At 36.8% G+C, this 26,520-nt stretch carries 23 protein-coding genes; 6 read left to right on the forward strand and 17 right to left on the reverse strand.

The features are described from left to right. Nucleotides 1–17 precede the first annotated feature (17 nt). The 4 genes from lpdA to LEP1GSC059_RS11615 form a co-directional block, all read right to left on the reverse strand. The gene (gene lpdA, locus LEP1GSC059_RS11600; protein WP_017215803.1) at nucleotides 18–1,421 is read right to left on the reverse strand and encodes a dihydrolipoyl dehydrogenase; all 1,404 of its coding nucleotides are present in this window, start codon (nucleotides 1,419–1,421) and stop codon (nucleotides 18–20) included. 13 nt (nucleotides 1,422–1,434) lie between these two features. After that, nucleotides 1,435–2,682, reverse strand: coding sequence for a 2-oxoglutarate dehydrogenase complex dihydrolipoyllysine-residue succinyltransferase (gene odhB, locus LEP1GSC059_RS11605; RefSeq protein WP_017215804.1), 1,248 nt, complete (start codon nucleotides 2,680–2,682; stop codon nucleotides 1,435–1,437). A 101-nt stretch (nucleotides 2,683–2,783) separates the two neighbouring features. After that, nucleotides 2,784–5,222 carry a penicillin-binding protein 1A gene (locus tag LEP1GSC059_RS11610; protein WP_020980862.1) on the reverse strand — a complete coding sequence of 813 codons (2,439 nt, stop codon included), beginning with the start codon at nucleotides 5,220–5,222 and terminating at the stop codon, nucleotides 2,784–2,786. Further along, nucleotides 5,219–6,175, reverse strand: a complete 957-nt coding sequence (locus LEP1GSC059_RS11615; RefSeq protein WP_002177178.1) for an MBL fold metallo-hydrolase — start codon at nucleotides 6,173–6,175, stop codon at nucleotides 5,219–5,221. Before LEP1GSC059_RS11615 ends, LEP1GSC059_RS11610 begins: the two co-directional genes overlap by 4 nt. A 106-nt stretch (nucleotides 6,176–6,281) precedes the next feature. On the opposite strand from LEP1GSC059_RS11615, the gene LEP1GSC059_RS11620 reads away from it, so the two are divergent. Together LEP1GSC059_RS11620 and LEP1GSC059_RS11625 are read left to right on the forward strand one after the other, a co-directional pair. After that, entirely contained in the window at nucleotides 6,282–7,100 is an 819-nt protein-coding gene (locus tag LEP1GSC059_RS11620; protein WP_020980743.1) for a rhomboid family intramembrane serine protease, read from the forward strand. A 697-nt stretch (nucleotides 7,101–7,797) separates the two neighbouring features. Then, nucleotides 7,798–8,391 (forward strand): GNAT family N-acetyltransferase, encoded by a 594-nt coding sequence (locus LEP1GSC059_RS11625; protein ID WP_017215807.1) that lies wholly within the window; start codon nucleotides 7,798–7,800, stop codon nucleotides 8,389–8,391. A 247-nt stretch (nucleotides 8,392–8,638) separates the two neighbouring features. Here LEP1GSC059_RS11625 and LEP1GSC059_RS11630 read toward each other — a convergent pair whose 3' ends face one another. Both LEP1GSC059_RS11630 and LEP1GSC059_RS11635 read right to left on the reverse strand, forming a co-directional pair. Then, a complete protein-coding gene (locus LEP1GSC059_RS11630) occupies nucleotides 8,639–10,441 on the reverse strand; it encodes a methyl-accepting chemotaxis protein (RefSeq protein ID WP_017215808.1) in 1,803 nt (600 codons plus the stop codon). A gap of 777 nt (nucleotides 10,442–11,218) precedes the next feature. Beyond that, nucleotides 11,219–12,049, reverse strand: coding sequence for a hypothetical protein (locus tag LEP1GSC059_RS11635; protein ID WP_017215809.1), 831 nt, complete (start codon nucleotides 12,047–12,049; stop codon nucleotides 11,219–11,221). Between the two features lie 159 nt (nucleotides 12,050–12,208). Here LEP1GSC059_RS11635 and LEP1GSC059_RS11640 point away from each other — a divergent pair, with 159 nt between their 5' ends. Next, nucleotides 12,209–12,643, forward strand: coding sequence for a universal stress protein (locus tag LEP1GSC059_RS11640; protein WP_002180346.1), 435 nt, complete (start codon nucleotides 12,209–12,211; stop codon nucleotides 12,641–12,643). A 1-nt stretch (nucleotide 12,644) separates the two neighbouring features. On the opposite strand, the gene LEP1GSC059_RS11645 is transcribed toward LEP1GSC059_RS11640, so the two are convergent. After that, nucleotides 12,645–13,208, reverse strand: a complete 564-nt coding sequence (locus LEP1GSC059_RS11645) for a peroxiredoxin-like family protein (RefSeq protein WP_002180287.1) — start codon at nucleotides 13,206–13,208, stop codon at nucleotides 12,645–12,647. Between the two features lie 73 nt (nucleotides 13,209–13,281). On the opposite strand from LEP1GSC059_RS11645, the gene LEP1GSC059_RS11650 reads away from it, so the two are divergent. Further along, nucleotides 13,282–14,001, forward strand: coding sequence for a TerC family protein (locus tag LEP1GSC059_RS11650; RefSeq protein WP_002180358.1), 720 nt, complete (start codon nucleotides 13,282–13,284; stop codon nucleotides 13,999–14,001). Here LEP1GSC059_RS11650 and LEP1GSC059_RS11655 read toward each other — a convergent pair. The 6 genes from LEP1GSC059_RS11655 to LEP1GSC059_RS11680 form a co-directional block, all read right to left on the reverse strand. Then, on the reverse strand, nucleotides 13,988–15,346 hold the full coding sequence (locus LEP1GSC059_RS11655) for an acyl-CoA--6-aminopenicillanic acid acyltransferase (protein WP_017215810.1): 1,359 nt from the start codon (nucleotides 15,344–15,346) through the stop codon (nucleotides 13,988–13,990). The genes LEP1GSC059_RS11650 and LEP1GSC059_RS11655 overlap by 14 nt on opposite strands. 582 nt (nucleotides 15,347–15,928) lie before the next feature. Then, nucleotides 15,929–16,351 carry an acyl-CoA thioesterase gene (locus LEP1GSC059_RS11660; protein ID WP_002180331.1) on the reverse strand — a complete coding sequence of 141 codons (423 nt, stop codon included), beginning with the start codon at nucleotides 16,349–16,351 and terminating at the stop codon, nucleotides 15,929–15,931. Nucleotides 16,352–16,782: 431 nt separating this feature from the next. After that, nucleotides 16,783–17,340 (reverse strand): LIMLP_12425 family protein, encoded by a 558-nt coding sequence (locus LEP1GSC059_RS11665; RefSeq protein ID WP_002180315.1) that lies wholly within the window; start codon nucleotides 17,338–17,340, stop codon nucleotides 16,783–16,785. 6 nt (nucleotides 17,341–17,346) lie between these two features. Next, nucleotides 17,347–17,967, reverse strand: coding sequence for an RNA polymerase sigma factor (locus LEP1GSC059_RS11670; RefSeq protein ID WP_002180329.1), 621 nt, complete (start codon nucleotides 17,965–17,967; stop codon nucleotides 17,347–17,349). Between the two features lie 64 nt (nucleotides 17,968–18,031). Further along, nucleotides 18,032–18,391 (reverse strand): PilZ domain-containing protein, encoded by a 360-nt coding sequence (locus LEP1GSC059_RS11675; protein WP_002180359.1) that lies wholly within the window; start codon nucleotides 18,389–18,391, stop codon nucleotides 18,032–18,034. Nucleotides 18,392–19,066: 675 nt separating this feature from the next. Then, the gene (locus tag LEP1GSC059_RS11680) at nucleotides 19,067–20,521 is read right to left on the reverse strand and encodes an MBOAT family O-acyltransferase (RefSeq protein ID WP_017215812.1); all 1,455 of its coding nucleotides are present in this window, start codon (nucleotides 20,519–20,521) and stop codon (nucleotides 19,067–19,069) included. A gap of 177 nt (nucleotides 20,522–20,698) precedes the next feature. Here LEP1GSC059_RS11680 and LEP1GSC059_RS11685 point away from each other — a divergent pair, with 177 nt between their 5' ends. Further along, nucleotides 20,699–21,304, forward strand: coding sequence for a DUF3332 domain-containing protein (locus LEP1GSC059_RS11685; protein ID WP_002180337.1), 606 nt, complete (start codon nucleotides 20,699–20,701; stop codon nucleotides 21,302–21,304). A gap of 94 nt (nucleotides 21,305–21,398) precedes the next feature. Here LEP1GSC059_RS11685 and LEP1GSC059_RS11690 read toward each other — a convergent pair whose 3' ends face one another. From LEP1GSC059_RS11690 to LEP1GSC059_RS11710, 4 genes are all read right to left on the reverse strand, one after another. Then, the gene (locus LEP1GSC059_RS11690; protein WP_002180343.1) at nucleotides 21,399–21,887 is read right to left on the reverse strand and encodes a DUF192 domain-containing protein; all 489 of its coding nucleotides are present in this window, start codon (nucleotides 21,885–21,887) and stop codon (nucleotides 21,399–21,401) included. Nucleotides 21,888–22,660: 773 nt separating this feature from the next. Beyond that, nucleotides 22,661–23,434 carry an enoyl-CoA hydratase-related protein gene (locus LEP1GSC059_RS11700; RefSeq protein ID WP_002180356.1) on the reverse strand — a complete coding sequence of 258 codons (774 nt, stop codon included), beginning with the start codon at nucleotides 23,432–23,434 and terminating at the stop codon, nucleotides 22,661–22,663. 7 nt (nucleotides 23,435–23,441) lie between these two features. Next, on the reverse strand, nucleotides 23,442–24,824 hold the full coding sequence (locus LEP1GSC059_RS11705; protein WP_017215816.1) for a PP2C family protein-serine/threonine phosphatase: 1,383 nt from the start codon (nucleotides 24,822–24,824) through the stop codon (nucleotides 23,442–23,444). Then, entirely contained in the window at nucleotides 24,799–25,149 is a 351-nt protein-coding gene (locus tag LEP1GSC059_RS11710; RefSeq protein ID WP_036027213.1) for a hypothetical protein, read from the reverse strand. The genes LEP1GSC059_RS11705 and LEP1GSC059_RS11710 overlap by 26 nt, the downstream gene beginning before the upstream one ends. A gap of 151 nt (nucleotides 25,150–25,300) precedes the next feature. Here LEP1GSC059_RS11710 and LEP1GSC059_RS11715 point away from each other — a divergent pair, with 151 nt between their 5' ends. Beyond that, the gene (locus LEP1GSC059_RS11715; RefSeq protein ID WP_002180304.1) at nucleotides 25,301–26,317 is read left to right on the forward strand and encodes a hypothetical protein; all 1,017 of its coding nucleotides are present in this window, start codon (nucleotides 25,301–25,303) and stop codon (nucleotides 26,315–26,317) included. The last annotated feature ends 203 nt before the right edge of the window (nucleotides 26,318–26,520 follow it).

The raw sequence follows: 26,520 nt of genomic DNA on the forward strand, positions 1-26,520 counted from the left end.
AACCTACCTAATACGATTCACGCGTGAATCGCCCACTTATCCACCGCCATTGCCGCTTCTTTAATCACTTCCGACAAGGTCGGATGTGCATGGAAACTTCTCGCTATATCTTCCGCGGAAGCTCCGAACTCCATAGCCACTGCAAGTTCTGCCACCATATCCGAAGCCCTTGGGCCAAATACAAAAGCTCCTAAAAGTTTATCCGTTTTTTTATCGGCGAGTATTTTGACTTGCCCTTCCGCTTCATTCATCGCTTTGGAACGAGCATTGGGTCGAAATAGTGATTTTCCTACTTTATATTCAATTCCTGCAGATTTCAATTCTTCTTCGCCCTTTCCCACCCAAGCCATTTCCGGCCAAGTATATATGACGTAAGGAACTGCGTTGTAATTGACGTGACCAGATTGACCCGCAAGAAGTTCCGCAAGAGCGACTCCTTCTTCTTCCGCTTTGTGTGCGAGCATAGGTCCATCGATCGCATCTCCGATTGCATAAATTCCAGGAACGGATGTTTTAAAATGTGCATCTACTTGGATTCGTTTGCGTTGTGTGAACGTTACGCCTGCTTCTTCCAGTCCCACTCCTTCTAGAAAAGGTCTTCGTCCGACCGCGACAAGAACTAGATCCGCCTCTAAGTCTTTAGACCCTCCTTTAGAATCTTCGATCTGAACCTTTACTCCGTTCTTTGTAGTAGTTGCACCTTTGACCTTATGTTCAAATAAAAATTCCATTCCTTGAGAAGCAAGAGAACGTTCTAATAATGAACCCATCTGACGATCTACATTGGAAATGAGCCCGGGTAAAAATTCAACCACGGTCACAGAAGTGCCGAGTCTCCCCCAAACGGATCCTAGTTCGAGTCCGATGACTCCGGCTCCGATGATAATCATCTTTTTAGGAAGTTTACGAAGTTCAATCGCATGATCGGAAGTGATGATATTTTTTCCGTCCACGGTTAAACCTGGAATATCGATCGGCACCGATCCAGTAGCGACTACAATGTGTTTGGCGGAGATAGTTTCTTTTTTTCCGTCATTCAAAGCGACTTCTACTTTTCCAGCGGACAATACCTTTCCAAAACCTTCGTAACGTTTGATCTTATTTTTGTTCATAAGGAAGTCCACTCCGTCCGTGACCTCCTTTACGATCTGATCCTTACGATTCATAAGTTTGTTCAAATCCAGATCTACTTTTCCGACACTGATTCCGTGAACTTCCAGTTTGTGTAGAGTTTTATGATATTCTTCGGAAGAATCTAAAAGCGCTTTAGAAGGAATACAACCCACGTTCAGACAAGTGCCTCCGAGGGTTTTTCTTTTTTCGATAATTGCGGTTTTAAAACCGAGTTGTGCGCAGCGGATGGCACAAACGTAGCCCCCCGGTCCCGCGCCGATCACGACTACGTCAAATTCTGCTGACATACTTCCTCTTTCATTAAAGTTCTAGCAAAAGCCGGCTCGGATCTTCGATCGCTTCTTTGACCTTTACGAGGAAAGTAACCGCTTCCTTTCCGTCCACGATCCGGTGATCGTAGGAAAGTGCAAGATACATCATCGGACGGATCACAATTTGATCGTTTACCACCACTGCACGTTTTACTATATTATGAAGTCCTAAAATTCCACTTTGTGGAGGATTGAGAATTGGAGTGGACATCATGGAACCGTAAATTCCTCCGTTGGAAATCGTAAAAGTTCCACCTTCCATTTCGGAGAGTTCGATTTTTCCGTCTTTGACTCGGTTGGCAAGTCTTACAATTTCTTGTTCTACTCCCGCAAAACTAAGTAAGTCTGCGTCTCTTACGATCGGAACTACAAGTCCTTTCGGTCCTCCGACAGCAACTCCTACATCGTAGTAGTTTTTATATACGATATCGTTTCCACGAATTTCTGCATTGATCGCTGGAATCGTTTTGAGTGCGTGAATTGCAGCCTTGGTAAAAAAACTCATAAATCCAAGACCTACGTTATGCGTCTCTTTAAATCGATCCTTATAACGGTTTCTAAGTTCCATAACGGCGCTCATATCTACTTCGTTAAACGTGGTAAGTATTGCGGCGTTGTGTTGTGCAGACACAAGTCTTTCTGCAATTACCTTACGAAGTCGAGTCATAGGAACCGAATTTTCTCTTGGTAGATCCGTTCTTCTTGCAGCCGGAACCGCTTTTGGAATTTCAGGAGAAGTCAGCGCCGTTTTGACCGCTGCTGGAGTTCCTACATTTACAGAAGGATTTGAAACAGACGATTTGGATTCAATTGCTTTTAATACGTCTTCTTTTGTGATTTGTCCGTTTTTACCGGAACCGGAAATTGAAGTAGGATTGAGTCCGTTGTCTTCGATCAACTTACGGACCGCAGGTGGAAGAGTTTCGTTAATGTTGCCGTTTCCGGAAAGTTGTGCTGTTTGTGTAGTAGAAGGAGAAGATGGGGAAGAAGAGACAGATGCTGTGGCGTCGATAAGTCCGATGATCTCCTTTACCTTTACCGTTTCTCCAGCTTTTTTATGAATTTTCTGAAGAACACCGGAAGAAGGAGCCGGAACTTCCATAGTCGCCTTATCCGTTTCTAGTTCTAACAAGATCTCATCTTGTTTTACGGACTCTCCTTCTTTCTTTACCCAGTTTGCAATCGTAGCTTCCGTAATCGATTCCCCCATTTCGGGGACCTTAATTTCTACAGACATGAATGATTCCTTTCGAGAGATTTAGAAATATCTAAATGCAAGTCTCGGTTTCAATCCTTCTAAATGAAAAAATTCTGTAAACGAAATTCTCCAAAACGAAATTATTCTGTTCTAGGTTTAAATTTTCGATCCGTTTTTCCTAATTCTTCATCGCTAATTTGATATTCTTTCTGTAAGAATTCTCTAAAATCCATAGACTTATGATGATCTCTTTCTCCATCACATTGACGATTGCCCATCACGGCCTTGGTCACTCCTGCTACTGTGATCGGTTTGAGTGTCAGATTTTGAGTTACGGGACATACTCCCGGTTTTGGTGAAAGTCCGTTATAAGCACAAGTCCCTCCTCCTTGTACTTCCTCTGGCAGAATGTCTTCGCCAAACGAAGGATAGTTTTGTCCTCCGTAAAATCGATTGTACATTCTTCCCCAAATTGGAACCGCAAGTACAGAAGCAGCCTGCCCCCTTCCCAAAGAAATAGAACTTTTATCAAATCCCAACCAAATTACAGTCGTATAATTTGGATCAAATCCACAATACCATGCGTTTGTAAAAGAAGAAGTAGAACCAGTTTTTCCAGCGGCGGTTCCTCTATAATTTCCTTTTTCCGGATCTCTAAGTCCCATTGCGGCGGTTCCTGCCATAGCCACATTGGTTAACATTTTTTTCAGAATGTAGGCGGTTCCTTCCGAAATGACTTGGATACTTCCATCTTTTGCTTGTCTTTGTAACTCTTCTTGCACCTTTATTTCTTCGTTATAAACTACATTTCCACTTTGATCGATCACATAACGAACAGAAAACGGAATTACCCTTCTACCATTGTTGGCGATGGTAGCATATCCAAGCGCCATTTCTAGAGGAGTCAGCTCTGCAATCCCAAGCGCAAGAGCAGGACTAGGCGGAAAACGATTCGGATTGGCTCCCAATAATCTGGAAGAGAAATCGATGACCGCATCTGGACCGGTTCGTAAAAAAACCTGCACCGAAACGATGTTAAGCGACAAGGACAAGGCTCTGGAAAGAGGAACCATTCCTAAAAAGTCTCCGTCAAAATCCTGAGGTGACCAACCTTCTCCTTCTTCCGTCAAAGTAGTAAGAGGTGCGTCCATAATTCCGGTTCCACTTCCTACCACTCTTTCCTGAATTGCGGCTCCATAAACGAATGGTTTAAACGCGGAGCCGGTTTGACGTCTTGCCATCGTAGCCCGATTGAACTGATTCTTAGGTGTAAATTCGTAACCACCTACCATGGTTTGTATATATCCAGTAGAAGGTTCGATTGTGATCGCGGCTCCTTCTACGTGTAGGTTTTTTCCGAAGACCGCGGTTTGTTTTTGAAATTCTGAGATTGCAGCGGATTCGTTTTCTCCAGGAGTCAAAATCGTAAGAATGTCCACCGCGTCTATAAGTTCTCTTTCCAGAGCCACTCTGTAATTTGCCTTGTCGTCTAACTTACTAATAAAAGGCATTCCAATCGGAAACACGGAGCCCATTAAATAATACAAACCTACAAGACCTCTATCGGCTCCTCCGGAATAATTGACCGTAATTCCAGAAACAAGGTCATCGTGTTTTTTAATCGCCTTGGATAGTTCTTCTTGAGCAATCTCTTGTTTACGAGCGTCAAGAGTGGTATATACTTTCAACCCTCCCGTGTAAACCTTATCTTCGCCTAATTCTTTTTCTAATTTTTGACGAACATACTCCGTAAAGTGAGGGGCCTTGTTCAAACGATTTCCCCAAGTAGATTGAGAAGGAGATTGAGTGATGACTACGGGCCAATATTTATTCCAAAAATCGTCGTGAATCGTTTGAACCTTATCTGCAGGGATATAACCTTGTTCCGCCATAAGCCTTAGAACGCTTAAATGTGCTCCTTTGGAAATGGCAGGATTTTTAAAGGGAGAATATTTTACAGGAGCTTTAGGCAATCTAGCAAGAAGCGCCGCTTCGGCTACGTCCAAGTCGCTTACATCTTTTTGAAAATATACATCCGCGGCAGAAGCAAGGCCAGTAGTTCCGTGTCCTAAATAAATTAGATTAAAATAAATTTCTAATATTTCTTCTTTTGAATATTCTTGTTCTATCTGAAGGGTAAACAACGCTTCTATAAACTTTCTAGCAAAAGATCTTTTTCTATTTTGTAAAACCGTCTTGGCAAGCTGCTGTGTAAGTGTGGAACCTCCTTGTTTGATTCTACCCGAAATTACGTTTACGATCCCGGCTCTAAGGATCGCCATAAAATCGATCCCAAAGTGATTGAAAAAGTTATTGTCCTCTACAGATAAAAACGCCTGCACCACGTGAGGTGGAATATCTTGGTATTTCAGTAGTTGTTGTTTGTGTTTATAAAGTTCTGCGAATACAACTCCGTTGATATCGTAGAGTCGAGTAGGAGTTGTAGGCTGGTAAGAAGCAAGCATCGCTAACTCTCCTCCTTCGTCCACCTCCGAAAGAATATAACCAAAAAAAAGTCCTCCTAAGAGGGCTATGACGAGCAGGGTTTTAGAAGTTCTATGAAGTCCGATACTTTTCATGTTAATTTATATACGTTTCCTTCGACAGCAAGTTCAATCCTCATGGAAGAGTTGCCGAGCGAAACCGAGTGCGCCCTAGCTTCCTCAAGAATGAGTTCCAACACGTCGTCCGAATAAACGGGTTCGTGATGGGTCAATACGAGAGTTTTTATATTCCAGGCAACTGCACAGTTTACGGCCATTGTGTAGGATGTATGTCCCCAGTCAAATTTTTGGAAGGATTCGTCCAAGGTATATTGGGCATCTAAAATGAGTAAGTCCGCATTTTCAAAAAACGGTTTCATTTCCGAAATAGAATCAAAATCCTCTCCGGTAAACTCAGCATCCGTAGCAAAAATAAATACCTTTCCGTTTTCCTCCACTCGGTAGGCATACGATCCGCCTGGGTGTTTGAGAGGATAAAAACTGACCTTACAATCTCCTTCCAAATCCAAAATTTCGCCGGGATTCAAACAGGTAAAGATTTTCGTAGAGGCAAGTCCGGAAAATGGAATGGGAAAGTATTCGGGAGAATGTTGTTTTTCTAAACGTTCTTGTAGATCTGGAAAAGGTGAATAAAAATGAAATTCATTTCCGGGTATATAGATCGGCTTGAAAAATGGAATCCCTTGGATGTGATCCCAGTGAGTATGCGAAAAAAATAAAGAGAGTTTTCCTTCTCCGTTCTGGAATTCTTTTCGCATCAACTCGTCCCCTAAAATTCTAAGTCCGGTTCCACAATCAAAAACGAATCTTTTTCCGGAAGAAGTTGTGAGCGAAACGCAAGTAGTATTTCCGCCTACTACGCGGGATAAATAGGCGGGTAAATTGGAAATAAATTTCTGAATATCGGTAAGAACTTCTGGATCCTTGTCTCGAACAATTTCCAAAATTTGAGTTACTTTTTGAATGTATTCTCGGGTGCGAAGAGGAGAAGGAATCGAACCTCTGGTTCCATATAACTGAACGATCATATCCGGCCCAGTATTTAACCTTCGAAATTTTCTGTCAAAGATAAGAGAAAGAAGAAATTCCGTTTTACGGTTGTCTTTGAATTCCGAGGAGAAATCATGTTCCTCTATGACAGGAATCTACAATCGAATCGGCCCAGAGCTGACTCCAGTAGCCCGCACCTTATTGATTTTAAACGGGAGTATCTTTGCGGTTCAACTTCTACTTTCCTGGACGGTAGGAGATTACTTAACTATTTATTTCGGAATGACTTCCGATATGGTCACCCATCGTTTTTTTGTCTGGCAACTTCTCACATACGCATTTCTACACTCTGTTCAAAATTTCTTTCATATTTTATTCAATATGTTTTCTCTTTGGATGTTTGGTTCAGTTCTGGAAAACTACTGGGGTAGTAGGAATTTTTTAAAGTTTTATCTATTCTCTTGTTTCATGGGAGGTTTTTTTCCTTGGATTTTGCATAACGTTGGATTTCACCAAGGCACTATCATCGGCGCCTCCGGAGGAATTTACGGTCTTTTGATCGCTTTTGCTTTGATTTGGCCTAACCAGGAACTTCTTTTTATGGGCTTTTTTCCTCTCAAAGCGAAGTATATGGTTGTGATTCTTATGCTCATCATTGCGTTTTCTGGTTCGGGTAGTAACATCGCGCACATGGCACATTTAGGCGGAGCAATCGGTGGAGCGGTTTATTTCTTTTATTATAATAAACTAAAATCTAAAATTCCCCCTTCTTTGTCTCTCAGTCGCTATCTTCAAAAAAGAAAGATGAAAAAATGGCAAGAAGAAATGAATCGTAAGATTCACGTTAGAGAGGAAGTAGACTATTTGTTAGATAAAATTTCCAAATCCGGTATGAATTCTCTTTCTAGAAAAGAAAAAAAATTTTTGAAAGAAGCTTCTAGTAAGTATTATTCGGAAGATTGATTTTTTTCGTTATTTAGATATTGGCATCTCTATAAAATCCAAAGAAAAAGTAAGAGTTCCCACAATTTGTAAATACAACTGTAAAGTCTTAAGTTTGTAGTAGTTCCCACAGTTTTGTGAATACAAATGTAAAGTCTTAAGTTTGCAGTAGTTCCCACAGTTTGTGAATACAAATGTAAAATCTTAAGTTTGCAGTAGTTCCCACAGTTTTGTGAATACAAATGTAAAGTCTTAAGTTTGTAGTAGTTCCCACAGTTTTGTGAATACAAATGTAAAGTCTTAAGTTTGCAGTAGTTCCCACAGTTTGTGAATACAAATGTAAAATCTTAAGTTTGCAGTAGTTCCCACAGTTTTGTAAATACAAATGTAAAGTCTTAAGTTTGCAGTAGTTCCCACAGTTTTGTAAAACGAAAATCTCAAACATTCTAACTCGGTAAAAACGTTCCACCTTTATGATTCACCAAAATTTACTTGTAAGTTTAAAATATATATTTATAAATCTTCAATTTGAACAAATAGCTTGTTCCCAAATCGAAAGATTATAAAAATCTGATGATGGGAAAAACGACTGAGAATTTAGAGATGTGGCTACTTCTATGGAGCTTCAGCATTTTATTAGAAACTTCTAAAGGATTATCGTTTGCGCTTTCAAGTTTTTAAGACAAACTCAAAACAAAATCGAAAACAAACTACAACAATGAAACATCATTTTCCCCCTGAACCTATTTCACTAATCGGAAACAATGTGGAACTTCATCCTCTAAAAATGAAACATTGTGAAGCATTAACCAAAACAGTGTTAGACGGAGAACTCTGGAAACTCTGGTTCACTTTAGTGCCTTCTCCCGAGGTTATGAAACAATGGATCGAAAAAGCTCTGACAGAAGAAAAAGAAAAAAGCTCACTCCCTTTTGTAGTACAAAGTAAAGCAGATGGAAAAATCATTGGAAGCACACGTTATATGAACATAGAAAAAACGGATAGACGACTTGAAATAGGTTCGACTTGGTATTCCAAAGAATACCAAAAAACATTTGTAAATACAGAATGTAAATTTCTTCTTTTAGAACATGCATTTGAAAATTTAAATTGTATCGCAGTTGAATTTAGAACACATAGACTCAATCAAAATTCAAGAAGAGCCATAGAAAGATTAGGAGCGAATTTAGACGGAATTTTACGCAATCACAGAACCATGCCAAACGGAACCCTAAGAAACACTGCCGTTTACAGTATCATTTCAAGTGAATGGCCTACCATCCGATCACATTTAAAATTTAAGTTAAACTAAAGACTGAGTGGAAAAACAGACGAACTTGCAGTGCAAGTTTTGACAGATAACTGTAGTTTGGATTTTAATAGACCTAAACACCTTGTAAAAACAAATCTATATTCGTAATTTAGAATATAATTCTAAAAATCCATTATATTCCAATTATCTAAACTATTGACTCACAACTATTTTCCGAAGGAAAACGAAAGCGGCTTTTTCGCATGTCCGCTCATTTTCGCATGTCCGCTCATTTTCGCATGTCCGCTCAAGTTTCAAAGAAATCCATCTCCGATTTCAGTTTATCCGCTTGTTCATTTAAACGGACAGACAGTCCGTCGATCTGAGTAACCACACTACTTAAAAATTCTGTCGTTTCCGAAATCGAAACAATCGTTTTTGAAAACTCTTCAGAAGTTCTAGTCTGTTCTTGAGTATGGTTTCTAATTTCATCCGAAGAGATAGAAAATTCAGTAAACGCAGATCTTACCTGTTCACTCGCGGTTAACTGAGAATCAGAAAGTAACGCAACTTCCGAAATACGATCCAGAGTAGTACCAACTGTACTTCCGATTCTTTGAAAAACAGTTTGCATAGATTCGATCACTTCCCTACCACTTTTTGTAGCGTTCAAAGCTTCGGAAATTGCAGAAGTAATTCTCTTAGCGTTTTCTTGAGTCTGCTCTCCTAATTTTGCAATCTCTTGTGCCACAACCGCAAAACCTTTTCCGGCTTCGCCCGCTCTCGCTGCTTCAATCGAAGCATTCAAAGAAAGAAGACCAATTCGATCCGTAATTTCTTTAATCACGTTTACCGTGGCGCCCATCTTTGCAGTACTTTCATCAATTGCTTCCATCGCTTTTTGAGTTCCTTTCAAAGCTTCTGCACCACTTTTAGTTTCACCTCTCATTCGGTCCGCGTCCGCTTTGGTTTCCACAAGAGCAGAATGAACCTGACGAATCCTTCCTTCTAATTCAGCAAGAGAAGTTTGCGCTTTTTTAGCAATCAGAGTTTGGCTTTCTGCTCGAGAAGCAGTAGAATGAATCGAAGCCGAAATTTCTTCAACCGCCGAACTCATCTCCTCGGAAGAAGCCGCCTGGTCTTCCATCTTTTTAGATAACTCGTTCGTATTTTCTCCTAAAGTTTTAGAACTTTCGGAAAGTTTAACTGCTTCCTTAGAAACTCTTTTTACAATAATACGAAGTCGCTTAACAAAGTCGCTTAAAGCTCTGGTATTAGAACCTAATTCGTCACTGGAAACGGTAGGAAGAACCTGAGTCAAATTTCCATCCGACATCTTTGCAAAAATTTGAATCATGTTTTCTGAATTTCTTCGAATCGTAGAAGAAAGTTGAAAAGACGCAACCCCAACGGCAATCAGCATAAACATCAAAGTAAGAATCAATGGAATCGTAACATCGCCTAACTTGATCCAACCGGAAGTTTCTTCAAATAGGAGATAACCTAAAATTACGATTGGAAGAATGGCAATCGCAGAAATCGTACTGAAAATTCTTGTATGAATGCCAACGGTTTTTATCTTTTCGGGATCGCTATAAACATCACCCAAACGATCAGACTCTAAAAGAGTTACAAGTGTGGACTCAGTTAAAAAGAAATGAGAAACTCCTAAAACTGGATAAATGATTGCAGGCAAAAAAGCAAACGGAAGAGATTCGATCGTTTTTGGAACAAAAAATAAATGCATAATTCTCCAAGCAGCAAAGATTCCGTAACTCCACTGGATCATATAAAACCAAGAATTATAAAGAGGAAAGTTGAGAATTTTAATTTTAATTTCGGATTTTTCTTTAGAATTTAAAACAAACCAATTTTTATCTTCTAAGTTTTTTAAAAGTTTCCCAAGGATCACAAAACGAACGGAAGGAACCACAAACGAAGTGGTCAAAGAAATTGTGGAAGAAATGATCAAACCTATCGATTGGTTAAAATCGTAACCTCCGGCAGAAATTACAAACAAAACCGCCAGAGGAACCGCCAAAATTGAAGTCAGTAATTCCAAACCTATCGTTAATTTCCATCGCAGTTTTTTAGATTCAAATTGATTCATAATATACTCTACTGATTAAATCGAGTTCGAATGTAAATGGTTTCTCATTTACAAACTATCTATTGAACTCATTTTTTTATACTGCTATGAAAGAAAAGTATCTTCTGAAAATTATTTTTTACTTTATCTCCATAAAATGGAAACGAGTTCAAGTTTAAGAATTTTATTTAGAAGACTTAATTTTTTCGTAAAAAAGCAAAACGTAAGAACTCTATGTTTTTTAGTCTTTAAAAATGCAAAGACCAACATAAAGTTCTCTTTCAGTAAATTACTACTTTTAGAAAAATTTTTCTAAAAACTTTGAAATCGAGCCCGAGTTTAAGATATAAAATTCTGAAACGAAGTTTTTAAGATAGTATGCTCATCATTTTAAAAAATGAATAGTTTTGATTCCAACTTACTACTCAGACGCATGAAAATGATACCAAGTTATTAACGACCGAATTTAGGAAAAAATAGAGATACTTAAAAAATAACGCAAATTCGGGATTTGCGACATTTTAGAGCAGAACCAAAACATTCAAATTATTGAAACAATTTAACCCAAGTATTTTATTTATACGTTCGAGTAGTAAGTTAACGTCAGTTCGATACAACGCGAAATGGATCGATTTTTATAGGTCGTTCGGCAGATTGTGTTCTACAATAAATTGAAACTAAAAAACGCAATTTTGTATTACGTTTTTTTCATACAATTTATTAACTGCCGGTCCGCACACTTAGACGTCTTACGTCAAATTTACGTTAAGTGATTCAATTTGATTGGAATCGGTCAATTTATTTTCTTTTAAAATTGAATTCCAAATCTCTACCGGAGTTCTTCAAGGAATTCATGGTTTGTAAATATAACTTTTTAATCACGGAGGATTTCCAATCAAACCAATTGGAAATCTCTTCGTAAGTATAAATGATTTCGGGTCTTAAAAGTTTTTTTCTGAGTTTTAGTTTCTTTTGAGAAGAAAAGTTTGCTGCGTTTTTTCGATTGGAAAAAATCAGTTGATGTGAGACTTCCATCTTTTCTAAAATCGTAATTTCTTTACATCGAACAGAAGATGTTTTTTCCGCTCTCTCTTTTAAAAAATCTCGAATCGAATTTCCGGACGAAGCAAGAATACTTTTCAAAAGTAGAATATCCTTTCTTTCCAAAAATAAATTGTGTTTGAGCTTAAAAATCAAAACCCCTCTTGGATCTAAATTTTGTAAAATTTCTTGTAAGAAAATTTTATGTGGAGAAGGTTCACAATCATAGTCAGGTTCATAAATCACAGATCCAGGTAAACTATCCGGTTCCAAAAAAATAGGATTTCTTTTTAAAGAATTAATTTCCTTTTTCCATTGATTTAAAACGAGATGTTTTAAAAACACGATCGCAAATGCCGAAAAATTATCGAATTTTTTAGTTTCGTATAATTTAGAAAAATATTCTATTTTTTGAATGAACTTGAGTAGAACTTCACTTCTCTCGTCTTCGCCGAGAGAATACTTACGTACTGCAATCCTACCAATCCAAAACGCTGCCTGTTCAATTAAATTTTTTGAATCTCCTAAATTCTTATATCTTAAATAAGAATTTAGGAATATACGATCCAGTTCTGTTTTTTGTTCCATGGTCGCAAGCTAATTGATTTGCAACTTTTTTGTCTAAGTCATTTATAAAATCAAAATTCTCCGATGAATCAAAATTAAATTGTACCAACCTAAATTTTAAGTTTTTTTGATTGGAAAACGAACTTGAGAAGGATACACTCTTTGGCAAAGAGAAAGAACATGCAAAGATTTATCAAAAAGATTTTAGTTCCAGTAGACGGTTCGGAAAGTTCTAAAAAAGCTTTGGAAATGGGTATTGCGATCGCAAAAGCGGCAAACGCAAACCTTACAATCTTAGAAGTGATAGAAGAATTCGGCCCTCTTCCTGGTTATTACGAAAAAGCTCCCGAAGGAAAGGACAGGGTAAAATGGATTTCGGAACAAAGATTCGAAAAAATTCATTCTCCTTTAGATGAATCCCCAGAAATCAAATGGGATCGATTGGTTCTGGAAGGTTATCCAGCAGACACAATCGTAGAAACAGCTACAAAAGGAAATTATGATATGATTGTAATCGGTTCGAGAGGACTTTCCGCAGTAGGAAGATTTTTAGTAGGTTCCGTTTCCGATCGAATTGTTCATCACGCTAGTTGTTCGGTGACAGTCGTTCGTTAAACTAAGCGGGTAAAACCCCAGGTCCAAATTCCGGTCCCGGTAAAAGAGTAATTCCGGGAAGATTTTTCCAATCGGGATGATCTCCTATATGCCTGTATCTATGTTCCCATACGATACGATCCTGAACTACAAGAAATGCTCCAGGCATTTGTAAAGGATTACTTCCGGGGATTCCATAAAAATGTCCTTTGAGAGTAGCCCTTGCAACTCCCATCCATACTTCAGGACCAGCAAGTTGGATTAAATTTGCATTTTGTAATCCTAAGTCTTGATAAAATTCCGTATTTGGATCAGAAACCACACAAGCATCCTTCCAAACTTCTTTAAAAAATTTTTCGCAGTTTTTTAAATCTTCAGGAAAAAAAAATAAGATCGAAGGAAAAGAAAGAGAACTTTCAAACATCTCTTTCAAATCAGCAATCGCCTCCCTAACAAAAATACATCCTGAATGTCTTAAAAAAACTAAAAGACTAAGACGAGGAGGTAGATAAGAATGAATGTTCTTTCCCCTCAAATGAATTCCGAACGCTTCTCTCGTTTTAAAACTTTCCGGAAGAAACTCCATACCTACAGTATGCCTCCTTAAGTTTCTTTGTAAATCGATTGATTTATTCCTTTTCGAAAAATTAACTGCAAGGATGGAATTACTTTCTCTCGATAAAGTTGTTGCAATTCTTACCCTTACTCTCATGGAAATCGTCTTAGGGATCGACAATATTGTTTTTCTTTCAATCGTTTCCGGCAAACTTCCTAAAAATAAACAAAATCAAGCAAGAAGTCTAGGCCTCACTTTAGCCTTGGGTTTTAGAATCGCCCTGTTGTTCGCGGTTAGTTGGATCGCATCTTTAACAACTCCATTTTTAACAATTGCAAACTTTGCAATCTCTGGCAGGGACTTGATCATGCTCGGAGGTGGTTTGTTTTTAATCGCAAAGAGTACTAGTGAAATACACGGTAAGGTGGAAAGTATCGAAGAGGATCATTCTAAATCTAAGAAGGAAAAAATTTCTTTTTGGAATGTGATCGTTCAATTGATTCTTCTAGATATTATCTTTTCTGTAGATTCGATCGTGACCGCGGTTGGACTTTCGGGCCAGTTTCAAGTTATGGTTGCAGCGGTTATCCTTTCTATGATTGTGATGCTTATATTTTCCGGAACTGTCAGCGATTTTATCAATGAACATCCTTCTATGAAAATTTTAGCACTTTCATTTTTGATTATGATCGGGGCGATGTTATTCGCGGACGGACTTCACTTCCATATTCCAAAAGGTTATGTTTATTTTTCTATGGCATTTTCTTTAGGAGTGGAGCTAATCAATATGAGAATTCGAAAAGCAAACTCTAAGAAACATTGATATCCGCTTTCCGATTCCAAACGGACCACTGCAAATTGTAAAAAGGCGCAAAGGTCCGTTGTAAATTTTTACTTTTAAGTTCGTTTAACAAAGAATTATTCCAAGTATGATATTCCTGCAACGTTGTGCGGATTGCGGTTTCGCTTAACGTGTCTAAAGTTTTTTTACCTTTCTTCTTTTTTAGAATTTGATTCGATTCCTCAAACCACAAATTTTCTAAATCCAGAATCCTTTGTTGAACCGCACGTTTTGCCTCCGGATAAAATCCCTGCACTTCCCGGTAAAATTTTTCGTGAGTCCACCAAAGAGAAGAATCCACCTTTGCTCCAGGTTGTTCAAAGTTTTTTTCCAAAAAACTCGTTCCTAAAAAACCAGCCGGAATAAAAAGCGAAATAGAAGGAATAGAAGTTCCGGTAAACCAAAAACGGTTTTGGGAAACGTTTGGGTTCAATTCGGCTACCATAGAACCGGTGGTTCCGTTAGGCGTAATTGGACCAGTAGCATGAAGACAAACCGAACCCATATTCGATCCAGAAGGAAAAAAAGGTTTAGTAGTTCCCGGTTCTCCTTCTTGCCTCAGGATTTCCATTGCTTCTCGTGGACCTAAATTCCCTTTTTGATCCGCACCCAAATCCGAGGTAATTTTTCTTCGAACCTTACACTTACTGAAAAAAGTAAAAAAGGAATCGGAAAACGAGGTTCGAAATGAGAAAGGTTTTCCTTTTTTTGTCCATCCATTTTGATAAGCGAAGTCGACTGCGTTAGGATGAATCGCGTCATAGTTATCTTCAAGAGTCAGCCCGTTGGAAATGGAATAAAAACCCTCTATTTTTTTCCAAGCCCAGAATTTTCCTGCGGTTTCCAATACGAACGCGTTTTTAAAATCGGCGATTATAAAACTATTATGATAATAAAAAGAAGGATTTGTATAACCTCCACAGGCGTCTTGGCCAAATTTTTCTAAAAATTGAAGAATGGTTTCTCTCGCAGTTTCTGCGTCCTTACTTCTTTCCAATGCAAGTCTGAGCAGATCCATACCGGTCAATCCTTGGTTTTTCTTTTCAAAAGGAATTTTTGTAAAAACCGCTTCGTTTCCGATCACTACTCCAGACTCATTGGCTCCCATTTCAGCGCCCCACATCTGAAATGGTTTTGATAGAATTACTTCCTGTGTTTGTTTTACTCCTGGAACTTGGATATAAGTACAAAACGTCTTAGGTTCTTTGGATCTGGCTGGAACTCTCAATAGAGCCTGTGCCTCGTTTGGTTCTCTGTCTGAATTTTTTCCAAAAATCATGGCACCAGTGCCGGTAAAAGAAGGAGTTGCAACAAAAGTATCACACATGGATTTTGAAGTTTTTCTGTAAAAGCGGATTTGCAAGTCGTTTTTTTACTGGTTAACGTGAGTTGGGCGTAAGAAAATCTGGGTAGATCCCAGCTCTCCACAGACAGTTGGGTCGGACTCTCTGATCAATCAATTGCATGAAAGAAACGTAATATAATGTGAATTCGACGTAAAAAAATCTGGGCGAATAAAAAACTCAATTTTGCTCTCTATATCGAAGCACAATAATCGCTTTCGTAATCAATTTCTTTCGCGTTGTAAAGTAAGCTCAGTGATAAGAACTTCCCGAAAACCTCAAAGAATATTACGCGATCATTCTTTAGAAATTTTTAATAAAATACAGTAGTTTCTACAGATTCAGTCGTTGGCAATTTGCAAATTTTCGAACATCGTTCAATTTTCGTAGTAGATGCCACATTTATGGAACGAAAAAGTCTCGCTTCTATTGCGCTTTACATTTTTTGGAACAAGTTCTAAGTTTTTATAAAAAACTGTGGGAACTATTACGATTCGGAGATCTTACGATCAGTTCTGAAACGATAGGAACACTTACAAATTAGAAAATGGATCTTTTTCAAGTATTCAAACACGACTTTGAATAAATAAATTTTTGTAGATTTCAGGAAGTTGGATCGGCTTCTGAGTAACAAAGTTCAACCAAAGAAATTCTCCGTTTGCAGTCGCCACACAATCCCCTTCTTGATTCCACATCGAACATGAAATTTTAAAAGAACGAGAAGAAATAGAATCTACCTGCATCGTAATATCCAACGTATCTGGATAACGAACTTGTTTTCTATATTCTATTTGAATATGTGTAATAATCGGACCCGCTTGAGCAAACGTATCCGGAGTGTCCCATAGTTTTAAATCGGTGAAATAATTTACCCTTGCATTTTCAAAATACTTTGCATAAATCACATGATTGACGTGCCCAAACGCATCCATATCTCCCCAAGCAACTTTTTGTAAATAAGTGTAAGAATAACGGATCGGTTTTGGCATCGACTAAAATCCTATTTTAAACATGTATTGATTTCAATTTTTCAGATACAAACAACATTTGATTAATTTTACAGTTTCGAGTTTCTTATTAGGTAGCAAGTTTTATATAAGTCTCACATTTCTGATTTTGGAACAAACTCGTCAAGACTACGCCTCGTTCCAATTAAACACTTTAAATTACAATAATAGAATTGTTGAAAAATTTCATAGTTCAGATCAACAAAACTACTTCAAGCGACCGTTTCCATAAAACGAATAGAGAATTGTTTTTCAAAAATTCTAATATGTAAGAACAAAACTAAATTAGAGTTCATTGTTTCGAATCTTTGAAAAGAATCGATTCCTCATTCACTCAATATAAGTTTAAAAAAATCTAATATTAGATTCATTTTTAAAAAAATAAAGTTATACGTCATTATATTCGATCACGTTTATGGATTGTTAGTTTGTTCTAAAATTCGATCCAATTCTTCTACAATTCGGATCTCTCCTCTTTCAAAAAAATATTTTCGAAGAGATAAAACCGTTTTTCTAGATTCAGAAGTAGAAGAGATTTGTTTGAGAAGTTCTTCACTTAACCCGGATTGAAACTTACCAGAAGAAGGAATGTCCTGAAAATTTCCGGTTTCCAATTGTCCAAATAAAGTACCAGCCCTTTCCGATTGATTTTCTACACCAGAACTTTGAATTCGATTATAAGTTACGAATACAATTGCAAATACCAAAACACCCGAAAAAGAAAACTGTAAACCTCGATTAGAAAAAGTGTTTTCCCAAATCCTTTTCCATCCATTTTCAGGTTCGAGTTGAACGGTTTTGAGCTGATTTTTTAGTCGAATTGAAAACTCCTGACTCAAATTAATATGGCTCAATTCCTTGTCCCTAAGTTCGGACATAGTTTTTACAAGCGAATTTTCAATTTTAAGCAGATCTCCGTCTTCCTTTCGAAGGAAAAGCGGAATTCTAAATTTTGAATGTAATTTTTCCATTTTCTTTTACCTAAAGTATCCTTCACCCTTACCGTCTTGTAGAATCAAATGTTTTAGGAATTCTTTTGCCTTAAAGAGTCTGCTCTTTACGGTCCCTACATTCGTTCCCAGAACTTCCGCAATTTGTGCGTAGGACATTTCCTCAAAGTATCTGAGTTCGATTACCTCTTTATAGAGATCTTCCAAGTCGTTGATTTTGCTAATTAGATAGTTGGACTCATCACTAAGTTCAATTTTTTTTTCGAACCCCAATCGATCGTCCGTCACCTGATATTCTTTATCATCCATAGAATTTTCTTTAGCCCGTTTTCGTTTCGCTAACATATCCTTGGATTTGTTAACTACAATCCGATAAAGCCAGGTGTAAACTCCGGAATCCGCTCTAAAATTACGAATGGACCTGTAACCGGAAATGAGAGCGTCTTGAACAATGTCTTCCGCGTCGTCTCCGTCTTTTACCATCGAAATCGCCTTACGATAAAGTCTTTCCCGAAACGGACTAACAAGTTGAATATACGCCTCATCATCCCCTTCTTTGATCTTCTTGAGTAGACCAATTTCAATCTCTCTTAAAGTAGGCTTTTTAGGAACGATTTGTTTTTGTTCCTTTTTTGTAGAAGAATCCATGATTCAAAGATCTTCAAGGAAGCGAATATGGCAATCCGGAAACTTAAAGTAAAAAGCTAAAGGGCTACGGGTCCTGTAAGGAAAGATTGATCAAAACCAGAGACTCGGTTAAAATCAAAGGTTCTCTAAATTTAAGACCGTAGACAAATCGTATTTTATCATCAATCGTTTCTTTGCTGGCCCATACAATATCACCTTCAAATTCGATACGTTTTTCGGATTTCTTTTCGATAACCGAACCTGAAACCGATTCCGTTACATTTAAATCTTCTCCGTTTAGAATCAGACATATTCCGGTTTCGGAAATGTTTCCTATTTTTGCATGAAGAGTAATCAAACCAAATTCAATTTGTATGATATAATCCGCATAAACTCCAGGATGGTATCGATGGCTTCTGGGTTGTTTGTCTGGGTTGCCGGACATATCCGGATCAGAGTCGACGTAGAATGAATGTTTGTCGAGAAGGATTTTATTTTGATTTTTTTTGAATTGAAGTCCTTACCGATATATTTCGTATTAATATGTTTCTTAACTCGCAAACACTTGTGTAATAATAACTGGATGAACACTTACGTGACTGCAACACGAGGCTGGTTCATGCAGCATAACCAAAAAACGAAGTTAGACGATGTACGGCTTTAATCCCAACTTTTCAGCCACTTTACTGATCTCTATCGTCGAAACTATAAAGCGAAAAATTTGAAAACCGTAAAATACGCGACGGTAACGATATAAATGATCTACAATTGGAAATATTTTTTTATCATTACGATGGATCAATGTCTTCATCAACTTTAACTCAATTACATTCGGAAAGAAACTCACTTAACTTTTTCTGTTGTTTAAAACTCGGTGATAACTTTCCTTGGCTTTTAAAATAGCGTCTTGATACGATGATTAAAGTTAATAATGAACTAACTTTAATCAAAACTTCAAATATATTTATATAGTTTCTTTTTATTATTAGTTCAAAATTTTAACGTCTAACATTCATAAGACGAATTAGAATTGTTGAAAAATGAATTCTCCATCTGTTTTTGTTTTATGGAAACGGTCCAGTTTTGTCAATCGCCACTATGGAATTTTTAAACAACTCAATCAAAATTGAAAGTAGATAAAAGGAAGTTCCAGATCCGGAGTCAAAAGAGCCAAACCCACCGCAATCACAGGATAAAAGGAAAACTCAAGCCAAACGGGAAGGTTCCATTCTTTCTTTTTTTCAAAGATCAGATAACCTAACCAATGTCCTACGATCACACAAAGTATAACCGGAATTCCTGTCTTTAACATATAAGGTCGTAAACCTCCTTCGTTAAAAAAGAACATCTTCTTCCACATAACCCATCCTTTAGTGACGGATTCCGCTCTAAACCAAGTCGCTACCGTAACCGAAATCAAACAGGTCAGAAAAATTTGGATCGGAGCCAAAATCCTTTCCGGAAGAATCTGTAAATTTGGAAAGTGTTTTTCTTTGAGACTTCCGTAAATCGCTTCTATCAATAAGATCGTTCCTTGACAACTTCCCCAGATGATAAACGTCCAAGCGGCCCCGTGCCAAAAACCGGCTATAAACATAGTAAACCAAAGATTAAATCTATGTCGAAACGCTCCCGCTCGATTTCCTCCCAAAGAAATATATACATAGTCCCTAAGCCAAGTAGAAAGAGTGATATGCCATCTTCTCCAGTGTTCGGTAACACTTCTTGCAATAAAAGGCATACGGAAATTTTCAGGAAGTTCGTAACCTAACAACAACGCTGAAGCGTAAGCCATATCGGTATAACCGCTGAAGTCGCAATAAATTTGAATGAGAAATAAAGTAACCGCTAACCAAAGGGCCACGGTTCCAAAACTTGTAGGATCTGCAAAAATTTTTTCCACGATCGGAGCCGCGTTATCCGAAAGCACTACTTTCTTAATATAACCTAACATAAAATAACGAATCGCCTTTCTAAACCGAATCTCGGTCAGATTTTTAATCGTATCCAACTGAGGTAAAAAAGTTTTTGCAGTTACGATGGGACCTGCAACGAGTTGAGGAAAAAAAGAAACGAACAAAGCAAATCTTAAAAAACTTTTTTCGGGAAGAATCTGTTCTCGATAAACGTCGATCGTATAACTCAAAGACTGAAACGTATAAAAAGAAATTCCCACAGGAAGAATGATGTGTAAAACTGGAAGTGCATTCTTTACACCAAAATTCCCAAGAAATAAATTGATAGATTCTGCAAAAAAATTATAATATTTGAAAAAACCTAAGATGAATACAAGATTCAAAACCAAACTGGTAGTAATCAGTATCCATCTGATCCTTTGATTTTTGGAAGAATAGATTTTATCGGCAAGTATAAAGTCGATCACCGTGGAAAGTAGTATCAAACCGCCGAATCTCCAGTCCCAGCTCATGTAAAAATAATAACTGACAATGAGTAAAAAAAAATGTGTGAGAGTAAGAGACTTTGTATCTTTTCCGAAGAAATACGGAATGAAATACCAATAAATCAGGAATACGAAGATAAAAAATACGAAAAATTCTAAAGTAGGAAAAAGCAAATCCTTCGCTCCCGATGTTCCCTCTATCTTTTTTCAAACCTAACTCCGGTCAAGGAAATATGCCACGATGATCCGTAGGCTCTAATTCGAATTTCCTTTTTAAAAAAAGAAAAATCTTGCATAATTTTCAGGAGAGGATTCAATTTTCAAAAATTCGATCAAGGAGTTGTCCTTTCCATGCAACAAAACAAATTTCGTAAGGCTATTATAGCGATTCTTATGCCGATGATTCTTTTCGTTTCTTTTGGGAACTGTTTCGGTAAGTTTGCAATCGTTAAAAAAGTGTATGAAGTAAACGATAGTTTTAATATAGGCAGCGGTTTATTGGCTAAATTCATTAAAACTCTCGTTATGTATTTTCCTTTCAGCATTCTTTATTTCGTAGGATTTTTCTTCGATTTAATACTATTTAACTTAATTGAATTCTGGTCTGGTAGTAACCCCATAGGTTACAATGAATATGATAAAAATGGAAAATACGTTAAGGCCTACGAGGAAAACGGAGAAAAACTTTTACTGAGTTATTCCAATTTCGGAAAAAGATTGGACATTCAATTTGAAAAAGAAGGTAACTCTCAAAATCTGATTGTGTTTCGCGCAGAACCTGGAAAATTCTTTGTTGAAAAAGAAGGTAAATTAGAAGAGATCGTAGTATCTTCGGAAACCGTAGGATCAAAAACCATTTTAAAAATGGCGGAACAAGGCAAACTAAAATCTACTAAAGTTGTAGATACAAAAACATTAAACGACTTAGAAGCAAAATTAGTTTCTGAATCTCTATAAACAAAAACCATTGAACCCTAGGAAATCTCCTAGGGTTTATCAATTCATATTTTTTAATATTTAAAATCGCTATCGACTTACACGTATTAACCGATTATTGAACCGCCCTTACCCGTTCCGGAATTTTCAACACTCCGTATTTGCCTATTTTCCTTTTAGTAAACCAACCCTGATTTACTTCCAAGGCATACAATGCTTTTTCGCTAGAATGATACAATTCTTTCGTTTGATTTGGTTTCATATCGTGTATATCGGTGATCCTTCGATCAATGTTAAAATATGCGATACTAAGAGGAATCTGAGTATTTTTCATCCAAAAACTCAAATATTCTGGTTTTGCAAAAACAAAAAGCATACCTTCGTTTTCCCCCATGGATTTTCGATACATCAACCCCTTAGCGCGGTCCGCTGGATTATTTACCACTTCCACAAGTAGAGGATGTTCATCCACATAGATCGTTATTTTTTCTACATCCTTTGAGTATACGTTGTATGAAACAGATAAGGTGATACTAAATATCAATAGAATTTTAATTTTAAATAATTTAATTCCCGTCTTGAACATGGAGAAGATCACTTTCATTTTTATCCGATTGTAAAAGTTTTTTTGTTTTTATGGATTAACATGTGTTTGATGTAAAAACGATTCTTTTTTTTGATAAAAAATTTTTTCAAAAAAAGAATGATCCATGATTAGAGTTGTTGAAAAATTAATTTTCTTTCATTTTTTTCATTAAAACGAATGGATAAAATCGTTTGTATATTTTCAACAACTCTATTTTAAAACATCAAAGTAGAGTTTCTATCATTCTACAAATTGCAGCAGTTCCACATTTTAAAAATTTCAGAATTAAAATTATAAAACTTTATATTTTTATGTAATTTTATAAATTTCTGAATCCTATCAGATTACAAAAAATGACAGCCGGTTCTTTATAAAAAAGCCGTCTCGTTTGTTCTGAAAACTACTTGAAGGAATGATTTTTCCTTAAATTTTTTTGTAGGAACTAATACACAAGTCGAGATTTTACAGCTTAACTCCTAAAATGTGGGAACTAACACAGTCGAGGTTTTACAGCCTAACTTCGAAAATGTGGGAACTATTACAAATCAAGGTTTTACAGCCTAAATCCAAAAATGTGGGAACTAACACACAAGTCGAGATTTTACAGCTTAAATCCAAAAATGTGGGAACTATTACAAATCAAGATTTTACAGCTTAAATCCAAAAATGTGGGAACTAACACACAAGTCGAGATTTTACAGCTTAAATCCAAAAATGTGGGAACTAACGCACAAGTCGAGATTTTACAGCTTAAATCCAAAAATGTGGGAACTAACACAACTTCTTGGCAATTAAAATTGAGCCGATCTTTTTTCCAAAAACGCGTTCATTCCTTCTTTGGACTGACCGCCATCAAAACAGGCGCCAAACGCCTTTTCTTCGATAGAAATCCCTTCCTTTAAAGAAACGTCCAAACCTTGTTGGATCGTCTTTTTGACTCTTTCGATTGCCTGAGGTCCCTTTTTGAGAATCGAGTTTGCAATTGATTTAGAAAAATCTAATATACTTTCTCCCTCTTTTACGAGTTTATTAAGAATTCCGATTCTATAACCTTCTTCAGCAGAAATCATTTCTCCGGTAACTACAAGCTCGATCGCTCTCGCATAACCGATCAATCTGGCCAGTCTTTGTGTACCTCCAAAACCTGGAATCAATCCCAGAGAAACTTCCGGCAAACCCAACTTCGCTTTTTCAGAACCAACTCGTATATCACAGGCAAGAGCAAGCTCCAACCCTCCGCCAAGAGAAAAACCGTTGATCGCAGCAATCGAAACGATTCTAGATTGATGCAGTTTTTGGAATACAGAATTTCCTAATTTAGAAAATTCTTCTCCTTGAGAAAGGTTTAAGTCCTTCATCTCGGAAATATCAGCTCCGGCAACAAACGCCTTACCTTCACCTGTCACAATTAAAACCCTTATATTTTTATCTTTTTCAAGTACATCCACTTCCTGACCAATTTGAGTTAGTACTTCCCGATTGAGAGCATTCAAAGCGGAAGGTCTTTGGATCGTAAGAATTGCGATTTGTCCTTCTTTAGTGATACTGATTAATTTTTCATTCATTACTATTTTACTCCACTTCCACGATCAAAAAAAGTGTATCGTCTTCCAAAGCTACATTTCCAAAAAAATCTTCGACCGTTTTTTGTACGTTCGCTTTAAAGGTGCTCAAATCTTTTTCAAATCGGTTCGCATTCAATATTTCAAGTAGCCCTTCTGTTCCAAGAAGTTTTCCTTCCCAATTTTTGTTTTCTATCAAACCGTCCGTATATAAAAAGAAACGATCCTTTTCTACAAGAGGAAATTTAACTTGTTCCGCAATTGGCTTTTTAATTCCAAAACCTAAAATGGCGCCTTCCGTTTCTACCTCGTGAAATTCTTTTGAAAAAGAACCGTGGATCAAATATGGATGTCCCGCATTCGAAAACGTAACTTCTCTAGAAATAAAATCTAAAAACATATAAATCGCAGACGCGTGATAAGATTGAAATTGTTTATGGAGAGAATCATCTATATAATCCATCAAACGAGAAGGATGTACTTTCAAAATGTAAGGCATTGTAGAAACGATGATCTTGACCATCGAAGCGACAAGAGCGGAGGCGATCCCGTGTCCCGCTATGTCTGTAAGAAAAATTCCAGTGTTTCCTTCCCGGAGTTGTACAAAATCGAAAAAGTCCCCGCCTATATGATTGGGAGCAATCCTCATCACCTCGTAACGAATTCCTTTGATACTCAGTTTTCCAGGAAATAAATTCTCCTGAACCTGTTTTGCCACAGTAAGATCCTGTTGAATGTATTTATATTCCAGATCCAACTCGGACGAAATAGAAATCAGTCTTTTTACAATGATCACAGAGGAAGTACCGATAAATATACAAAGAATGTAAACCACATCCGGCACAAAAAGGATTCTAGAAAAATCGTCCAATCCAAGTTCTATTCTTTTGATAGAAACGAAAAGGATATGCAGACAAATAGCAACCATTCCGGTTAAAAAACAAGAACCTTTTTTTAAACGAAACATTTGGAATATTACAATAAACGATATTAATAAAAAGTAATTATTATAGATCTGAAGACTTTCCAAATCCCGAAAGTGATAAAAGGATTCGTGGAACAAGTTCATCAACAGAAAAATGATGATTATGTTCGAGATATGAATTACCCAAGAAAGAAACCTTTCTTGAAAAGAAAGAACCAGTCCCATTACGTTGACCAGAAAGATAATCCCTAAATAAAGACCTCCTCTTTGTGAACTTCTGACCTCCGGAATCGCAAGCGTAGAATACATCATAAAATGAAGAAGAAACGCGAGTCGTATAAAAGACTGATCGATTCTAGTCTGGTCCTTCCAAGACTGAGCTTCGCTATAATTAAATTCCCTTTCAAAAAAAGTGAAAGGGTTTAAAAAACCGGATTTGAATTTACTGAATCGTTTTATCCAAGTCATAACGAACAATTTCCGATCCGGAAAGATAAATTTTCAAATTCCAACCCGATTCTAAATATTGATCCAGCTTTTCTGAAATTTTGAGCGCTTCTTTTTCATCATTTACCCTGATAAAAAAAGAACTGGATCTAGATTTATAGTTATAAGGGAAACGTTCATTTAATAAAATGGAAACTCTAAAATGATCGGCTCGGGTCTCTATCACAATATGTGTGACGTGTTTTCGATTGATAATTCTTTCACCAATGGGAAGACTCCAAGGATTTGTTTCAGCCGATTCCAGACGACAGAATAAAAAAAGTGTAGGCAACAGAAAATAGAACATCTTTATTTCAGAAATTTCCGCTTCGGGAAATTTGTCGTCCAAGTTTACAAGCATCCTAAATAAGCGCAAATCATTCCGATCTTTTTTTCAAAATCAAAAATCCAAATCCGATTCGTGTTTACTTTTAGGGATTTTAGAAAAATCTTTAACTATGCTCTTAGTAAAACATTTGCAAACGAATTGGAAAGTATTTGTCTTTTTTGGAATTTTATTTTGCAAACCTTCTCAGGGAAACAACCCTTATTATCGGCTATTTAGAGAACATCCAATTACCCAAGCAGAACGTTATTCATCAATAGAAGGTTGGGAACAAAGAATCTCTGGACTAGACTCGGAAGAACAAAACTTCATTCAGGAAATGAATCGAATCGACGGTATTTCCGATTTACCGGAAGCTGAAAACGAATTGAATCTTTGGAAAGAGCGCCTAAACACCGTTAGAAAATCTCTTCCAAATTCGGTAAATACATTGCTCGATCGTTCTCTTTTTAAAGTGGTCCTTTGTAAAAATTTAGGAAGTAGCGGTCTTAGCTCCTTTGTTTATGATAACACCGGACCCAGAGGTGGAGTAGTCTTTTTGGATACAAGACTATTGAACCAAACCGCAAACGAATGGATCACTCAAAAAGAAAACTCACCTTTTACTTCCGAAAATATTCAAATTAAGGTAAGAATTGAATCAGACACAAAAAACAAAATTGAAACAGCGATCGAATACATACTGTTACACGAAGTTGGGCATATCATCTCCGTTCAAGACAAAATCGTGCCTGATTTTAGAGAACAATATAGAGACTTTAGCAAATTTGAATTTTCAAAAGGAATCTGGGAAACCGAAGACATTTCTTACTTAGATTGGTTTTTTCCAATTCGAAAAGAAATTAAATTTTATACATCCAAACCGATTGAACTTTCTAAAAACTGGGATCGTATTTATCCTATATTAGAACAAACTCCTTTTCCTACTCTTTATTCTGCTACAAATGCTGATGATTTTTTTGCGGACTCATTTGTATCTTACATTCATACAAAGTTACAAAAGAAGACCTGGAACTTAGAAATCTTTCAAAACAAAAAAAGAATTTTTACGATGAAAAACGGAATCCAAGAGCCCAGATGCAAAATACAAAAAGAATATTTAGACAATATTTTTTCGGAAAGACTTTGAAAATGTTACGAACTCATTTATGAGTTTAACAATAAAATATAGTTTCAAACTCATAAATGTTGAATCTCTAGGAACTACTGCATTTAATTTTTTTATGAAAAGATTTTAGTTTTTTCACCAAATTCACGTTAGGTTAAAAATTCACAACAAAACTTAAACGTCCGTTCAAAACCTTTCTTGGATTTCATTTTGCAATTATAAAA

The sequence above is a fragment of the Leptospira noguchii serovar Panama str. CZ214 genome, from assembly GCF_000306255.2.
Taxonomy (GTDB): Bacteria; Spirochaetota; Leptospiria; order Leptospirales; family Leptospiraceae; genus Leptospira; species Leptospira noguchii.

Coding starts and splice junctions, on each gene's coding strand:
- lpdA (WP_017215803.1), bottom strand. CDS start 1,421: ATGTCAGCAGAATTTGACGTAGTCGTGATCGGCGCGGGACCGGGGGGC.
- odhB (WP_017215804.1), bottom strand. CDS start 2,682: ATGTCTGTAGAAATTAAGGTCCCCGAAATGGGGGAATCGATTACGGAA.
- LEP1GSC059_RS11610 (WP_020980862.1), bottom strand. CDS start 5,222: ATGAAAAGTATCGGACTTCATAGAACTTCTAAAACCCTGCTCGTCATA.
- LEP1GSC059_RS11615 (WP_002177178.1), bottom strand. CDS start 6,175: ATGATCGTTCAGTTATATGGAACCAGAGGTTCGATTCCTTCTCCTCTT.
- LEP1GSC059_RS11620 (WP_020980743.1), top strand. CDS start 6,282: ATGACAGGAATCTACAATCGAATCGGCCCAGAGCTGACTCCAGTAGCC.
- LEP1GSC059_RS11625 (WP_017215807.1), top strand. CDS start 7,798: ATGAAACATCATTTTCCCCCTGAACCTATTTCACTAATCGGAAACAAT.
- LEP1GSC059_RS11630 (WP_017215808.1), bottom strand. CDS start 10,441: ATGAATCAATTTGAATCTAAAAAACTGCGATGGAAATTAACGATAGGT.
- LEP1GSC059_RS11635 (WP_017215809.1), bottom strand. CDS start 12,049: ATGGAACAAAAAACAGAACTGGATCGTATATTCCTAAATTCTTATTTA.
- LEP1GSC059_RS11640 (WP_002180346.1), top strand. CDS start 12,209: ATGCAAAGATTTATCAAAAAGATTTTAGTTCCAGTAGACGGTTCGGAA.
- LEP1GSC059_RS11645 (WP_002180287.1), bottom strand. CDS start 13,208: ATGGAGTTTCTTCCGGAAAGTTTTAAAACGAGAGAAGCGTTCGGAATT.
- LEP1GSC059_RS11650 (WP_002180358.1), top strand. CDS start 13,282: ATGGAATTACTTTCTCTCGATAAAGTTGTTGCAATTCTTACCCTTACT.
- LEP1GSC059_RS11655 (WP_017215810.1), bottom strand. CDS start 15,346: ATGTGTGATACTTTTGTTGCAACTCCTTCTTTTACCGGCACTGGTGCC.
- LEP1GSC059_RS11660 (WP_002180331.1), bottom strand. CDS start 16,351: ATGCCAAAACCGATCCGTTATTCTTACACTTATTTACAAAAAGTTGCT.
- LEP1GSC059_RS11665 (WP_002180315.1), bottom strand. CDS start 17,340: ATGGAAAAATTACATTCAAAATTTAGAATTCCGCTTTTCCTTCGAAAG.
- LEP1GSC059_RS11670 (WP_002180329.1), bottom strand. CDS start 17,967: ATGGATTCTTCTACAAAAAAGGAACAAAAACAAATCGTTCCTAAAAAG.
- LEP1GSC059_RS11675 (WP_002180359.1), bottom strand. CDS start 18,391: ATGTCCGGCAACCCAGACAAACAACCCAGAAGCCATCGATACCATCCT.
- LEP1GSC059_RS11685 (WP_002180337.1), top strand. CDS start 20,699: ATGCAACAAAACAAATTTCGTAAGGCTATTATAGCGATTCTTATGCCG.
- LEP1GSC059_RS11690 (WP_002180343.1), bottom strand. CDS start 21,887: ATGAAAGTGATCTTCTCCATGTTCAAGACGGGAATTAAATTATTTAAA.
- LEP1GSC059_RS11700 (WP_002180356.1), bottom strand. CDS start 23,434: ATGAATGAAAAATTAATCAGTATCACTAAAGAAGGACAAATCGCAATT.
- LEP1GSC059_RS11705 (WP_017215816.1), bottom strand. CDS start 24,824: ATGACTTGGATAAAACGATTCAGTAAATTCAAATCCGGTTTTTTAAAC.
- LEP1GSC059_RS11710 (WP_036027213.1), bottom strand. CDS start 25,149: ATGTTCTATTTTCTGTTGCCTACACTTTTTTTATTCTGTCGTCTGGAA.
- LEP1GSC059_RS11715 (WP_002180304.1), top strand. CDS start 25,301: ATGCTCTTAGTAAAACATTTGCAAACGAATTGGAAAGTATTTGTCTTT.